This is a genomic window from Kineococcus sp. TRM81007 (genome assembly GCF_022669155.1).
Taxonomy (GTDB): domain Bacteria; phylum Actinomycetota; class Actinomycetes; order Actinomycetales; family Kineococcaceae; genus Kineococcus.
Genome location: NZ_JALBVB010000052.1, coordinates 162743 through 175636, shown reverse-complemented (window position 1 = coordinate 175636; position 12894 = coordinate 162743). Strand labels below are relative to the sequence as shown.

Here is a 12894-nt window from a genome sequence, read left to right as displayed (position 1 = left end):
CTCGTGCTGCAGGGTCCTCCCCCGCCCCGGGCCGGCGCTCAGGCGCGGCGCACGCCGCGGGCCAGGTCCTCGGCCAGCTCCCCCACCGCGCGGGCGCCCTCGGCCGGTGAACCCGCCTGCAGCAGGCGCGCCACGAACGCCGAGCCGACGATGACGCCGTCGGCGTAGCCGGCGACCTGCGCGGCCTGCTCCGGCGTGGACACGCCCAGCCCGACGCAGACCCGTTCGGCGCCGGCGGCGCGGGTGCGCTCGACCAGCCCGGCCGCGCCGGCGCCCACCGCGGTGCGCGCACCGGTCACGCCCATGGTGGAGGCGGCGTAGACGAAGCCGCGGCAGGCGGCGGCCGTGGAGGCCAGGCGGGCGTCGGTGGAGCTGGGGGCGACGAGGAAGACGCGTTCGAGGTCGTGCTCGTCGCTGGCGGCGATCCACCCGTCGGCCTCGTCGGGGATGAGGTCGGGGGTGATGAGCCCGGCGGCGCCGGCGGAGGCCAGGTCGGCGGCGAAGCGGTCCACGCCGTAGCGGTCCACCGGCGGCCAGTACGTCATCACGAGCACGGCCGCGCCGGTGGCGGCCACCTGCTCGACCGCGCGCAGCACGTCGGCGGGGCGGGTGCGCGCGCGCAGCGCGACCTCCACGGCCCGCTGGATGGTGGGTCCGTCCATCGTGGGGTCGGAGTAGGGCAGCCCCAGCTCCACGACGTCCGCTCCCCCGGCGACGGCCGCCTTCGCCGCCGCGACGCTCGCGTCGAGGTCGGGGAACCCGACCGGCAGGTAGGCCACCAGGGCCGCGCGGCCCTCCGCCTTCGCGCGGTCCACCGCTGCGGCGGCGGAGCCCGGTCGCGGCGCGAGCGCCCCGCCCGCGCCGCCGTCCACCGTGCTGCCCTCGACCGGGCCGTTCGTGCTCGCCCGTTCGCTCGTGGTGCTCACCAGCCTGCTCCCTCGGTGCGCTGCGGCGCGTCGGCGACGCGCTCGGCCTCGGACGCCACCAGGTCGGCGTCGCTGACCAGGTCGAACCAGCGGGCGGCGGTGTCCACGTCCTTGTCGCCGCGGCCGGAGAGGTTCACCAGCAGCACGGCGTCCGGGCCGAGCTCGCGACCCAGCTGCAGGGCGCCGGCCAGGGCGTGCGAGCTCTCGATGGCCGGGATGATGCCCTCCGTGCGGCACAGCAGCCGGAAGGCGTCCATCGCCTGCGCGTCGGTGACCGGGTGGTAGGAGGCGCGACCACCGGCCGCCAGCCAGGCGTGCTCGGGGCCGACGCCCGGGTAGTCCAGGCCGGCGGAGATCGAGTGGGACTCGATCGTCTGCCCGTCCTCGTCCTGCATGACGAACTGGCGCGCCCCCTGGAAGACGCCGGTGACGCCGGCGGTGATCGGGGCGGCGTGGCGGCCGGTCTCGACGCCGTCGCCGCCGGCCTCGTAGCCGTGCAGGGCGACCTGCGGGTCGTCGAGGAAGGCGTGGAAGATGCCGATGGCGTTCGAGCCGCCGCCCACGCACGCGCACACCGCGTCCGGCAGCCGGCCGGTCAGCTCCAGCACCTGGGCGCGCGCCTCCAGGCCGATGACGCGCTGGTAGTCGCGCACCAGGACGGGGAAGGGGTGCGGGCCGGCGACGGTGCCGAAGGCGTAGTGGGTGGTGTCCACCGAGGCGACCCAGTCGCGGAAGGCCTCGTTGACGGCGTCCTTGAGGGTGCGGCTGCCGGCGGTGACGGGCACGACGGTGGCACCCAGCAGCCGCATGCGCGCCACGTTCAGCGCCTGGCGGCGGGTGTCCTCCTCGCCCATGTAGATCGTGCACTCCAGGCCCATCAGGGCCGCGGCGGTGGCGGTGGCCACGCCGTGCTGGCCGGCGCCGGTCTCGGCGATGACGCGGCTCTTGCCCATCCGCTTGGTCAGCAGGGCCTGGCCGAGCACGTTGTTGATCTTGTGCGAGCCGGTGTGGTTGAGGTCCTCGCGCTTGAGCAGCACGGTGGCGCCGCCGGCGTGCTCGGCGAAGCGCGGCACGGGCGTGAGGATGCTGGGCCGGCCGGAGTAGGTGCGGTGCAGCTCGGCGAGCTCGGCGAGGAAGGACTCGTCGGCCATGGCCGCGGTGTGGGCGGCCTCGATCTCGTCGAGGGCGGCCACCAGCGCCTCGGGCACGAAGCGCCCGCCGAAGGCGCCGAAGTAGGGGCCGCGCTCGGCGGCCAGGCCGGTGGCGGGCGCGGGCTGCTCCTGCGCCCGGGCGACGGGGGTGCTCACGGGCGCACCGCCTGCACCGCCGGGTGGGCACCGGCGGCCACCAGGTCCGCCACGGCGCGGCGCGGGTCATCCCCGCGCACCAGGGTCTCCCCCACCAGCACCGCGTCGGCGCCGGCGCGGGCGAACTCGACCACGTCGTGCGGGCTCTGCACCCCGGACTCGGCGACCTTGACGACGCCGGCGGGGATCAGGGGGGCCAGCTCGGCGAAGGTGGAGTTGTTCACCTGCAGCGTCTTCAGGTCCCGGTTGTTCACCCCGACGACGCGGGCGTCGGCGGCCACCGCGCGCTCGACCTCCTCGGCGGTGTGCACCTCCACCAGCGCCGTCATGCCCAGGGAGTGCGTGCGCTCGACCAGGGAGACCAGGGCCTCCTGCTCCAGGGCCGCCACGATCAGCAGGACGACGTCGGCGCCGAAGGCGCGCGCCTCCCACAGCTGGTAGGAGCCGACGACGAAGTCCTTGCGCAGCACCGGCACGTCCACCGCGCAGCGCACCGCGCGCAGGTCCGCCAGGCTGCCGCCGAAGCGGCGCTGCTCGGTCAGGACGCTGATGACGGTGGCGCCACCGGCCTCGTACTGGCGGGCCAGCTCGGCCGGGTCGGGGATCTGGGCGAGCGCCCCCTTGGAGGGGCTGGCGCGCTTGACCTCGGCGATGACCTTCACGCCGCGCTGCTCGCTGTCGCGCGGGCGCAGCAGCGCCGCGGCGTCCTTGGCGGGCACCTGCCGGTGCGCGCGCTCCTTCAGCTCGGCCAGCGAGGTGCGGGCCTGCCGCTGGGCCAGGTCTTCGCGCACTCCGGCGAGGATGTCGTCGAGGACGGTCACGTCCTGCAGCGTAGTCCCCGGCGGGCCGGTGCCGACGCCGGTCCCCGCCTGCTCCCGGCGCCGGGCGGCGGGGCGGGACGTGCCGGTCTCAGCGCCCCGGGCGGCCGGCGCCCACGGCTTCCCCGGAGGCGGTGGTGACGCCGTGCCCGGTCTTGGAGAGCACGTAGGCGACCACGAGCGAGGCGAGGATGACGACCCCGCCGATGATCCCCCACAGCAGGCTGGTGAACACCACGGCCAGGGACAGGATCAGGAAACCGACCAGGGCGGTGCCGACACCGGCCCAGCCCGCGACGCTGTGGCCGTGGCCGTGCTCGTCGGCGGGGGCGCCGTGCGTGGTCTCGGGCTGCTGGCTGGTCACCGTGGTGCTCCTCGGACGTGGCGGGGGTGGTGCTCCCACGGTACCGGCCCGGCACCGCGACCGGCGGGCAGGGCGCGGCCGGTGGGCGGTGGGCGCCGGGCGGCGCGGCGGCGAGCGGGACCGGGCGCGCGAGGGGTGCGTGAGGGGTGCGTGAGGGGTGCGTGAGGGGTGCGTGAGGGGTGCGTGAGGGGTGCGGGGACGCGCGGTCAGCGGGTGGGGTCGTCCCCGCGCGTCAGGGAGTCCCAGGTGGCCGCCGGGTCGGCCGCGGCGGTGGGCCCGGCCGACCCGGCGCGAGCACCGGCCGCGTCGCGCTCGTGGCGGCTGGAGGAGCCCCAGGTGCGCCCGCGCACCAGCGCGGCGGCGCCCCCGGCGGCGGCCAGCGCCCCGCCGGCCGCGCACACCAGGGGCCACCCGGAGGTCTGCACGCGCTGCACGGGCGGCTCGCTCAGGCCGCTGACCGCGCGCGCCGGCGTCGTCAGCGCCTGCTGCGGGGAGGCGGCCACCGCCAGCGCCGCGGCGGCGGTGCCCGCGCCGGCCAGGAGCAGCACCAGCGCCGCCAGCGACCGGGCGGCGCGCCGGCCCAGCGAGCAGGCCACCACGGCCGCCAGGGAGACCAGCGCCAGCGCGGTCGCGGCGGGCGCGGCCGCGCGGCCGGCGGCCGCCACCTCCCGCGCCCCGGCGGCGGTGCCCACCGCGCCCTGCACCCACGTGGGGGCACCGGCGACCAGGGCCAGGACGGCTCCGGCGGCGCCGGCCAGCAGCACGGCGCCGCGGCCCCGCCCGGCGCGGGGGGCGGGGGCACCGGTGGCGGGGACCGGTGCGGTGCTCACGGGCGGGCGCCGGTGGCGGCGGGCAGCTGCACCGCGTCGAAGCAGGTGCGCTCGCCGGTGTGGCAGGCGGCGCCGACCTGGTCGACCTCCACCAGCAGCGCGTCGCCGTCGCAGTCCAGGGAGACGCGCTTGACCCACTGCACGTGCCCGGAGGTGTCGCCCTTGCGCCACAGGCCCCGGCGGCTGCGCGAGTAGTAGGTGGCCCGGCCGGTGCTCAGGGTGTGCGCCAGGGCGGTGTCGTCCATCCAGGCGACCATGAGCACCTCGCGGGTGTCGTGCTGCTGCACCACGGCGCAGACCAGACCGGCGGCGTCGCGCTTGAGGCGGGCGGCCACCTGCGGGTCCAGCACGAGGGGCTCGGGCTCGGCGGTGGGATCGGCGGAGGGATCGGCGGGCACGTGCCTCATGGTCGCACCGGCCTGTGCGAGCATCGCGCCGTGCCCGGACCCGATGCCGCCCGAGAACGCGACGGACTGTGCGACGACGCGCTGCGTGCCGGACCGCGAGCGCCCACGTTGTGCGAGGGGTGGGCGGTGCGGGACCTGCTGGTGCACCTGGCGGTGCGCGACGGCCGGCCGGACGTGCTGGCCGGGGAGGCCCTGGGGCGGGCGGTGCCGTCGCTGGGCGCGCACGCGCAGCGGGTGCGGTCGCAGTGGCTGCAGGAGCCGTTCGAGGCGCTGGTGCAGCGGGTGCGCTCGGGGCCGCCGTCGCGCAGCCCGGCGCGCTGGCGGCCGGTGGCGCAGGTGGTCAACGGGGTGGAGTTCTTCGTGCACCGCGAGGACGTGCGCCGGGCGCAGGGCGGCTGGCAGCCGCGGGAGCTGACCGGTGGGGAGTCGGCGGGGTTGTGGCGGGCGGTGCGGCTCGTGGCGCGCACGGCGTACCGGCGTTCGCCGGTGGGGGTGGTGCTGGTCAGCGAGCGGGGTCCGCGGGCGGTGGTGCGCCCCGGTGCGGTGGCGGTCAGCGTGCGCGGTGAGCCGCAGGAGCTGCTGCTGCACGCGTTCGGGCGGCGCTCGCACGCGCTGGTGGAGGTGGACGGTGCGCCGGACGCGGTGCGGGCGTTCGCCGAGGCGTTCCCGCTGGGCGGTTAGCGGGTTCGGGCCGGGTGCCCGGGACGGTCAGCGCACGGGGGCGCCGGTGGCGCGCAGGGCGTCCTTGACCTGGCCGATGCTCAGCTGCTGGAAGTGGAAGACGCTGGCGGCCAGGACGGCGTCGGCGCCGGCGGCGACGGCCGGGGGGAAGTGCTCGACCGCGCCGGCGCCGCCGCTGGCGATGAGGGGGACGCCGACGCGGGCGCGCACGGCGGTGAGCATCTGCAGGTCGAAGCCGGCACCGGTGCCGTCGGCGTCCATGGAGTTCAGCAGGACCTCCCCGGCGCCGAGCTCGGCGGCGCGCTCGGCCCACTGCACGGCGTCCAGGCCGGTGCCGCGTCGGCCGCCGTGGGTGGTGACCTCGAAGCCGGAGGGCGTGGTGGGCTGCCCGGGGAGGGTGCGGCGGGCGTCGACGGACAGGACGAGGACCTGGGAGCCGAAGCGCTCGGCGATCTCGGTGATGAGCTCGGGGCGGGCGATGGCGGCGGTGTTGACGCCGACCTTGTCGGCGCCGGCGCGCAGGAGGCGCTCGACGTCGGTGACCGAGCGGACACCGCCGCCGACGGTCAGGGGGATGAAGACCTGCTCGGCGGTGCGGGAGACGACCTCGTAGGTGGTCTCGCGGGAGGCGGAGGAGGCGGTGACGTCGAGGAAGGTGAGCTCGTCGGCGCCCTCGGCGTCGTAGCGGCGGGCGAGCTCGACGGGGTCGCCGGCGTCGCGCAGGTCGGCGAAGTTGACGCCCTTGACGACGCGGCCGGCGTCGACGTCGAGGCAGGGGATGACACGGACGGCGACGCTCACGGCAGGAGGGTAGTGGGCGCCGGGACGCCGCGGTGCCGGCCGGTGCCGTCCCGGTAGCGTCGGAGGGGTGATGAGCGCGGACAGCGGGGCGCTGCCCCTGCGGACGGTCGACCCCGCCGACGCGGAGGCGGTGGCGGCGTGGTCGCGGGTGCCGCAGGTGGCGTTCATGCGGCCGGCGCCGGAGGACGCGGGGCGGGCGGCGCTGGAGTCGGTGGAGCGGATGGCCGGTCACCGCCTGTCGGGGGTGGTGGACGCCGGTCGGTGGGTGGCGACGTACCGCTCGTTCGACTCGGAGCTGACGTTGCCGGGCACCGGGCCGGTGTCGGTGAACGCGGTCTCGACGGTGACGGTGCTGCCCACGCACCGTCGGCGTGGGCTGCTGCGTCGGTTGATCGGTGAGGACCTGCGCCGGGCGCGGGAGTCGGGGCACGCGCTGGCGGTGCTGATCGCGGCGGAGGCGCCCATCTACGGGCGCTTCGGGTTCGGGGCGGCGACGGCGTCGGCGGGTCTGGTGCTGGACGCCGGTGCGGTGCGCTTCCGCGCGGACGCACCGGGTGGTTCGGGGCGCCTGGAGCTGGTGGAGCCGGCGTTGGCGTGGCGGGAGCTGTCCGCGGTGCACGACGCGGCCCGCCGGGCGCGGCCGGGGGGGTTGCTGCGCGAGGACGTGTGGTGGCGGCAGTGGACGCGACCGGGCGCCCGGGGTGCGCTGGGGCCGCAGGCGCACGTGGTGCTGCACCGCGACGGTGACGGGCGAGCGGACGGGTACGCCGCGTACGAGGTGAGCGAGGAGTGGGCCGGGCGCGTCTCGCGGTGCTCGGCGCGGGTGCTGGACCTGCAGGCGCTCTCCCCCGGTGCCTACCGGGACCTGTGGGGGTTCGTGACCTCGCTGGACTGGGTGCGCACCGTCCACGCGGCGGACCGGCCGGTGGACGAGGTGCTGCCGCTGCTGCTGGAGGACCCGCGGGCGGTGCAGCGCGGTGCGGTGGACGACTTCCTGTGGGTGCGGCCCCTGGACGCGGCCGGGGCGTTGGCGGCGCGCCGGTACCTGGGGTGCGGTTCGCTGGTGCTGCGGGTGCTCGACGAGGACGGCCCGGCGGCGGCGACGGTGCGGCTGCACGTGGACGCGCAGCGCTGCGGGCAGGACGGGTGGACGTGCGCGGAGGTGACCGCGACGTCGCAGGAGCCGGACGTGGTGCTGGGTGCGGCGGAGCTGGGGGCGCTGCTGCTGGGCGGGGTGTCGGCGGTGGCGCTGGCGGCGGCGGGGCGGGTGGCGGGCTCGCCCGCGGCGGTGCAGCAGCTGCAGTCGCTGCTGGCGACGCCGCGGGCGCCGTGGTGCCCCACGTGGTTCTAGGCCTCTCGCGGGTGCGGGCCGGCGGCGTCGGGAGAGGTCGCGAGGGCGGCGTGGGCACCGCGGAGGTCGTGCAGCTGCTGGCCGCGCGCACGGCGGCGGCGCCGCGCCCACCGGCCGGGCCGCGGCTGGTGGCCGTGGACGGGCGCTCCGGCAGCGGCAAGACCGACCTGGCGGGGGCGCTGGCGGCGCACCTGGGGGCACCGGTGCTGCACCTGGACGAGCTGTACCCCGGCTGGGACGGGCTGGCCGAGGGGGTGGCGCTGCTGGAGCGGGAGGTGCTGGTGCCGGTGCGCGCCGGGCGCGCGAGCGCCCCGCGGCGCTGGGACTGGGTGCGGGGGCGGTGGGGGGAACGGGTGCCGGTGCCGCTCTCGCTGCCGACGCCGGAGGCGCCGGTGCTGGTCGTCGAGGGCGTGGGGGCGGGCTGCACCGCCGTGCGCGCAGACGTGCTGGTGTGGGTGGCGGCCGCGGAGGCGGTGCGCCGGCGGCGCGCCCTGGGGCGCGACGGGGCGGTGTTCGCGCCGCACTGGCGGCGGTGGGCGGTGCAGGAGGAGGCGCTGTTCGCGGTGCACGACGTGCGCGCCGCCGCCGACGTCGTGCTGGACGGTTCCCCGCCCCGGGAGGCGGGGAGCGCGGCCGTCGGCGGGGCGCGCTGGCGCGTGCTGGACGGCTAGCGCAGGACCGGGCCGTTCAGCTCCGGTGCGGGCGCGCGGCGCGCGCGGTGACCATGCGCGCCAGGCGGCGGGCCTCGGCCTGGGCGTGCTCGCCGTCGGAGCGCTGGACGGCCATGACGGCCACGTCCTCCCCGTCGGCGGTGCCCAGCACCAGCCACGGGTCGTCGCGGCCGAAGCGCACCTCGAGGACCTCGTCCCACCGCACCCGGCGGGTGAGGACGACGTTGCGCACGACGAGCGCCTCCGTGGTGGGCACGGCGCGCACGGACACCAGGCGCACCAGGCCCCCGCACAAGAGCAGCCCGAGGACCACGGTGGAGGCGGTGTCGAGCGGGCCCCAGCCGGTGCCCGGTTCCAGGGACAGCCCCACGGCGAGCGCCACCAGGACCACGGCCAGCGCGCCCGCTACGGCCAGGCCCACGGTGCGGGCGCGACGGGGCCGGAAGGGGGTGTCGTCCACGGTGGGGATGTGCGCTCCGCGTCCGTCCACGGGTGCGTTCACAGCCGGCAGGCGTGGATGCTGGTGACGAGGATGGCGCGCGCGCCCAGCTCGTACAGCTCGTCCATGACGCGGTTGGTGGCCGAGCGCTGCACCATGGCGCGCACCGCGACCCAGCCCGGGCGCGCCAGCGGCGAGACCGTGGGCGATTCCAGGCCGGGGGTGACGGCGGTGGCGCGCTCGACGAGCTCGGCGGGGCAGTCGTAGTCGACCATCACGTACTGGCGGGCCACGAGCACGCCCTGCAGGCGGCGCACGAGGACGTCCACGGCCGGGTCGGCGACCGCGCCGGCGCGGCGCACGAGCACCGCCTCCGAGCGCATGACGGGCTCGCCGAAGACCTCCAGGCCGGCGGCGCGCAGGGTGGTGCCGGTCTCCACGACGTCGGCGATGACGTCGGCGATGCCGAGGGCCACGGCGGTCTCCACCGCCCCGTCCAGGTGCACCACGTCGGCGTCGACGCCGTGCTCGGCGAGGTGCTTGCCGACCAGGCCGGAGTAGCTGGTGGCGATGCGCCGGCCGTGCAGGTCGGCCGCGGCGGAGGCGACGCCGGGTCGGCCGGCGAAGCGGAAGGTGCTGCGGGCGAAGCCCAGCTGGAGGACCTCGTCGGCCGGGGCGCCGGAGTCCAGCAGCAGGTCGCGGCCGGTGATGCCGACGTCCAGGGTGCCGGAGCCGACGTACAGGGCGATGTCGCGCGGGCGCAGGAAGACGAACTGGGCGTTGTTCTCCGGGTCGTCCAGCAGCAGTTCCTTGGCCTCGCGGCGCTGGTTGTACCCGGCCTCGCGCAGCATGGCGCTGGCGGCCTCCGACAGGGAACCCTTGTTGGGGACGGCGATGCGCAGCACGGGTTTGGCCTCCTGACCGTTCGGCTGGGCGCTCACAGGTGCGCGTAGACGTCGTCGAGGGTGAGACCGCGGGAGATCATCAGCACCTGCAGGTGGTACAGCAGCTGGGAGACCTCCTCGGCGGTGCGCTCGGCGGACTCGTGCTCGGCGGCCATCCACACCTCGGCCGCCTCCTCGACGACCTTCTTGCCGATGGCGTGCACGCCCGCGTCCAGTTCGAGCACGGTGCCCGAGCCCGCCGGGCGGGTGCGGGCCTTGTCCGTCAGCTCGGCGAACAGGCCGTCGAAGGTCTTCACGTGCCGGGAGTCTAGGCGGTGCGCGCCCCGGCCCGGTGCCGGGCCGGGGCGCGCCGGGGCTCAGGCGGGCGGGGCGGCCTCGCGCAGCGCCACGACGGTCTCCAGCGCGGCCAGGACGGCCTCGCGGCCCTTGTCCTCGCGCGAGCCGCGCAGGCCGGCGCGGTGCAGGGCCTGCGACTCGTTGTCGACGGTGAGCACGCCGAAGCCGACGGGCACGCCGGTGCTGACGGCCACCTGCGTCAGCCCGGCGGTGGCGGCGTCGCACACGTACTCGAAGTGCGGGGTGCCGCCGCGGATGACGACGCCGAGGGCGACGACCGCGTCGTGGCCGGTGCGGGCCAGGCGCGCGGCGGCCACGGGCAGCTCGAAGGCGCCGGGCACGCGCACCTCGGTGACCTCGGTGACGTTCGAGTCGGCCAGGGCGCGGCGCGCGCCGGCCAGCAGCCCGTCCATCACCTCGGTGTGCCAGCGGGCGGCGACCACGGCCACCTTCAGGCCGCTGCCGTCCACCTCGATCTCGGGGCTGCCGTCTCCGCTCACGCTGTTCCTCCTGGGGTGGGCTGTTCCTGCGGGGTGCCCGCGCGCAGGTGCGCGCGCAGGTCGGCGATGGTCAGGACCGGCAGCTCGTGCCGCCGGCCCAGCTCGGTGATCTGCTCCCACCGCGACATCGAGCCGTCGTCCTCGACGAGCTCGGCGATGACGGCCACGGGCGGCAGACCCGCCAGCCGGCACAGGTCCACGGCGGCCTCGGTGTGCCCGGGGCGCTCCAGGACGCCGCCGGGGCGGGCGCGCAGCGGGAAGACGTGCCCGGGGCGCACCAGGTCGCCCGGGACGGTGGCGGGATCGGCCAGCACGCGCGCGGTGCGGGCGCGGTCGGCGGCGGAGATGCCGGTGCTCACGCCGGCGGCGGCGTCGCAGCTGACGGTGTAGTCGGTGCGCAGGGAGTCCTCGTTGCGCTCGACCATGCGGGGCAGGGCGAGGGCGTCGGCGCGCTCGGCGGGCATGGGCGCGCAGAGCATCCCGGAGGTGTGCCGCACGGTCCAGCCGATCCAGGCGTCGGTGGCCAGCGACGCCGCGAGGATCGCGTCGCCCTCGTTCTCGCGGTCGGCGTCGTCGGTGACGAGGACGGGGCGGCCGGCGCGCAGGGCGTGCAGCGCGGCCGCGACGGCGCTCGCGGCGGTCTCGGCGGTCCTGGCGCTCACCGCTGCTCCCCCGCAGCGGGCTCCCCCGCAGCGCCGGCGCGCGCCGCCAGGCCGGCGGTGAGGCGCTCGACGTACTTGGCGAGCACGTCGACCTCGAGGTTGACGCTCGCGCCGGTGCCGCGGGCGCCCAGGGTGGTCAGCTCCAGGGTGGTGGGGATCAGGGAGACCTCGAACCAGGGGTCCGGGTCGTCCACGGCGCTGACGGCGGAGACGGTCAGCGAGGTGCCGTCGACGGTGATGGAGCCCTTCTCGACCACGTAGCGGGCCAGGGCGGGCTGGACGCCGATGCGCACCACCTCCCACGCCTCACCGGGGGTGCGGGTCAGCACGGTGCCGGTGCCGTCGACGTGGCCCTGCACGACGTGCCCGCCGAAGCGGGAGGAGGCGGACATGGCGCGCTCGAGGTTGACGCGCCGGCCGGGGGCGACGTCGCGCAGCGAGCTGCGCGTGAGGGTCTCGGCCATGACGTCGACGGTGAACACGCCGGGCTCGGGCTGGTCCACGACCGTCAGGCACACCCCGTCCACGGCGATGGAGGCGCCGTGCACGGCGTCGGTGGTGACGAGCGGGCCGCGCACGCTCAAGCGGGCGGAGTCCTCGCCTCGCTCGACGGCGACGACCTCGCCGACCTCCTCAACGATCCCGGTGAACACGGGCGACCTCCTCGACGACGGGCGGGTGGGACGGATCGGGGGCGCGCTCGCCGGCGGGCCGGGCGCGGGGGCGGGCGGTGACGCGCACGTCGTCGCCGACGCGGAGCACCGCGTCGGCACCGGGTGCCAGGTCCAGGCGCAGCGCGCCGGCGATGCCGGTGACGCCCAGGTCGGCCACGGCGGCCGCCCCGGCGCCCAGCAGCGCCGGGGCGAGGTAGGCGACGACCTCGTCGACCAGGCCGGCGCGGGCGAAGGCGGCCGCGAGCGCCGGGCCGCCCTCGAGCAGGACGGTGCGCACCTCCCGCTGGGCGAGGGCGTGCAGGACCTCGTGCGGGTCGCGGGTGCGCACGTGCAGCAGCTCGGCGCGCCCGTCGCGCAGGCGGGCACCGGCGGGCAGGTCGCGCAGGCCGGCGACCACGCGCAGCGGCTGCGGGCCGTCCTCGGTGCCGGTCTCGGTGCCGGCCTCGGTGTCGTCGTCGCGGCGCACGGTCAGGGCGGGGTCGTCGGCCAGGGCGGTGCCGGTGCCGACCAGGACGGCGTCGTGCCCGGCGCGCAGGCGGTGCACGTCGGCCCGGGCGGGGGCGGAGGTGATCCAGCGGCTGGTGCCGTCGGCGGCGGCGGAGCGCCCGTCGAGGGTGGCGGCGAACTTCCACGTCACCCAGGGGCGGGCGCGGGCCACGGCGGTGGCCCAGCGCTCGTTGAGGGCGTGGGCGGCGTCGGCGAGCAGGCCGACCTCGACGTCGACGCCGGCGGTGCGCAGCAGGTCCGCTCCCCCGGCGGCGGCGGGGTTGGGGTCGGTGTCGGCGATGACGACGCGGGTGGCGCCGGCGGCGAGCAGGGCCTGTGCGCACGGGCCGGTGCGGCCGGTGTGGGTGCACGGTTCGAGGGTGACCACGGCGGTGCAGCCGGCCGCGGTGCCGGCGCGGGCGGCGAGGTCGGCCAGGGCGGCGGCCTCGGCGTGCGCGGTGCCGGCGCCGCGGTGGTGCCCCTCGGCGAGGACGTGGCCGTCGGGAGCCAGCAGGACGCACCCGACGCGGGGGTTGGGGCCGGTGGCGGGGCCGCGGGCGGCCAGGTGCAGGGCGCGGCGCATGGCGGCCTGCTCGGCCGCGCGCCGGTCCCCGGGCTGCGCCGGGGGCTGCGTGTGGGGCACCGCGTTCCTCGCTCTCGCACCGTCGGGCGGTCCGAGGGGACGCGGAGGCCGTCGGTGGTGCGCGAGCGCACCAGCGACCCGGGTCGTGCGGGC

Annotated in this window: 16 protein-coding genes and 1 pseudogene; 3 read left to right on the top strand and 14 right to left on the bottom strand. The window is 77.6% G+C overall.

Annotated features, from left to right (window positions below; genetic code table 11):
* Positions 1 to 38: 38 nt before the first annotated feature.
* The 6 genes from trpA to hisI form a co-directional block, all read right to left on the bottom strand.
* On the bottom strand, positions 39 to 872 hold the full coding sequence (trpA, locus tag MN205_RS11345; RefSeq protein ID WP_374115917.1) for a tryptophan synthase subunit alpha: 834 nt from the start codon (positions 870 to 872) through the stop codon (positions 39 to 41).
* 50 nt (positions 873 to 922) lie between these two features.
* Positions 923 to 2233: a tryptophan synthase subunit beta gene (gene trpB / locus MN205_RS11340; protein WP_242127279.1), complete on the bottom strand. Its 1311-nt coding sequence runs from the start codon at positions 2231 to 2233 to the stop codon at positions 923 to 925.
* Positions 2230 to 3054 (bottom strand): indole-3-glycerol phosphate synthase TrpC, encoded by an 825-nt coding sequence (trpC, locus tag MN205_RS11335; protein ID WP_242127277.1) that lies wholly within the window; start codon positions 3052 to 3054, stop codon positions 2230 to 2232. Before trpC ends, trpB begins: the two co-directional genes overlap by 4 nt.
* Before the next feature lie 88 nt (positions 3055 to 3142).
* A complete protein-coding gene (locus MN205_RS21860) occupies positions 3143 to 3415 on the bottom strand; it encodes an HGxxPAAW family protein (protein ID WP_242127275.1) in 273 nt (90 codons plus the stop codon).
* A 206-nt stretch (positions 3416 to 3621) separates the two neighbouring features.
* A complete protein-coding gene (locus MN205_RS11325) occupies positions 3622 to 4245 on the bottom strand; it encodes a Trp biosynthesis-associated membrane protein (protein WP_308220272.1) in 624 nt (207 codons plus the stop codon).
* Positions 4242 to 4652: a phosphoribosyl-AMP cyclohydrolase gene (hisI, locus tag MN205_RS11320; protein ID WP_374115911.1), complete on the bottom strand. Its 411-nt coding sequence runs from the start codon at positions 4650 to 4652 to the stop codon at positions 4242 to 4244. Before hisI ends, MN205_RS11325 begins: the two co-directional genes overlap by 4 nt.
* 30 nt (positions 4653 to 4682) lie before the next feature.
* On the opposite strand from hisI, the gene MN205_RS11315 reads away from it, so the two are divergent.
* Complete coding sequence (locus MN205_RS11315; RefSeq protein ID WP_242127271.1) at positions 4683 to 5333, top strand: TIGR03085 family metal-binding protein; 651 nt, start codon at positions 4683 to 4685, stop codon at positions 5331 to 5333.
* A 27-nt stretch (positions 5334 to 5360) separates the two neighbouring features.
* Here MN205_RS11315 and hisF read toward each other — a convergent pair whose 3' ends face one another.
* The gene (gene hisF, locus MN205_RS11310) at positions 5361 to 6134 is read right to left on the bottom strand and encodes an imidazole glycerol phosphate synthase subunit HisF (RefSeq protein WP_242127270.1); all 774 of its coding nucleotides are present in this window, start codon (positions 6132 to 6134) and stop codon (positions 5361 to 5363) included.
* A 70-nt stretch (positions 6135 to 6204) separates the two neighbouring features.
* Between hisF and MN205_RS11305 the strand changes: the two genes are divergently transcribed.
* Together MN205_RS11305 and MN205_RS11300 are read left to right on the top strand one after the other, a co-directional pair.
* Positions 6205 to 7485, top strand: coding sequence for a GNAT family N-acetyltransferase (locus MN205_RS11305; protein WP_242127268.1), 1281 nt, complete (start codon positions 6205 to 6207; stop codon positions 7483 to 7485).
* 50 nt (positions 7486 to 7535) lie between these two features.
* Entirely contained in the window at positions 7536 to 8156 is a 621-nt protein-coding gene (locus MN205_RS11300) for a hypothetical protein (protein ID WP_242127266.1), read from the top strand.
* A 16-nt stretch (positions 8157 to 8172) separates the two neighbouring features.
* Here MN205_RS11300 and MN205_RS11295 read toward each other — a convergent pair whose 3' ends face one another.
* From MN205_RS11295 to ribD, 7 genes and pseudogenes are all read right to left on the bottom strand, one after another.
* On the bottom strand, positions 8173 to 8646 hold the full coding sequence (locus MN205_RS11295) for a PH domain-containing protein (protein ID WP_242127265.1): 474 nt from the start codon (positions 8644 to 8646) through the stop codon (positions 8173 to 8175).
* A gap of 8 nt (positions 8647 to 8654) precedes the next feature.
* Entirely contained in the window at positions 8655 to 9500 is an 846-nt protein-coding gene (hisG, locus tag MN205_RS11290) for an ATP phosphoribosyltransferase (protein WP_242737993.1), read from the bottom strand.
* Between the two features lie 32 nt (positions 9501 to 9532).
* Positions 9533 to 9796, bottom strand: coding sequence for a phosphoribosyl-ATP diphosphatase (locus MN205_RS11285; RefSeq protein WP_242127261.1), 264 nt, complete (start codon positions 9794 to 9796; stop codon positions 9533 to 9535).
* Positions 9797 to 9856: 60 nt separating this feature from the next.
* Positions 9857 to 10336 (bottom strand): 6,7-dimethyl-8-ribityllumazine synthase, encoded by a 480-nt coding sequence (gene ribH / locus MN205_RS11280; protein WP_242127259.1) that lies wholly within the window; start codon positions 10334 to 10336, stop codon positions 9857 to 9859.
* Positions 10337 to 10347: 11 nt separating this feature from the next.
* Positions 10348 to 10998 (bottom strand): annotated as a pseudogene (gene ribB / locus MN205_RS11275) (3,4-dihydroxy-2-butanone-4-phosphate synthase); the annotation flags it as partial.
* Entirely contained in the window at positions 10995 to 11651 is a 657-nt protein-coding gene (locus tag MN205_RS11270; RefSeq protein ID WP_242127257.1) for a riboflavin synthase, read from the bottom strand. The pseudogene ribB and the gene MN205_RS11270, both read right to left, overlap by 4 nt.
* Positions 11632 to 12741, bottom strand: a complete 1110-nt coding sequence (ribD, locus tag MN205_RS11265; protein ID WP_255819135.1) for a bifunctional diaminohydroxyphosphoribosylaminopyrimidine deaminase/5-amino-6-(5-phosphoribosylamino)uracil reductase RibD — start codon at positions 12739 to 12741, stop codon at positions 11632 to 11634. Before ribD ends, MN205_RS11270 begins: the two co-directional genes overlap by 20 nt.
* Positions 12742 to 12894 lie beyond the last annotated feature (153 nt).

Bases quoted from the DNA above. Each gene is read 5' to 3' on its own strand.
- hisI (WP_374115911.1), bottom strand. From the start codon at position 4,652: ATGAGGCACGTGCCCGCCGATCCCTCCGCCGATCCCACCGCCGAGCCC.
- MN205_RS11305 (WP_242127268.1), top strand. From the start codon at position 6,205: ATGAGCGCGGACAGCGGGGCGCTGCCCCTGCGGACGGTCGACCCCGCC.
- ribD (WP_255819135.1), bottom strand. From the start codon at position 12,741: ATGCGCCGCGCCCTGCACCTGGCCGCCCGCGGCCCCGCCACCGGCCCC.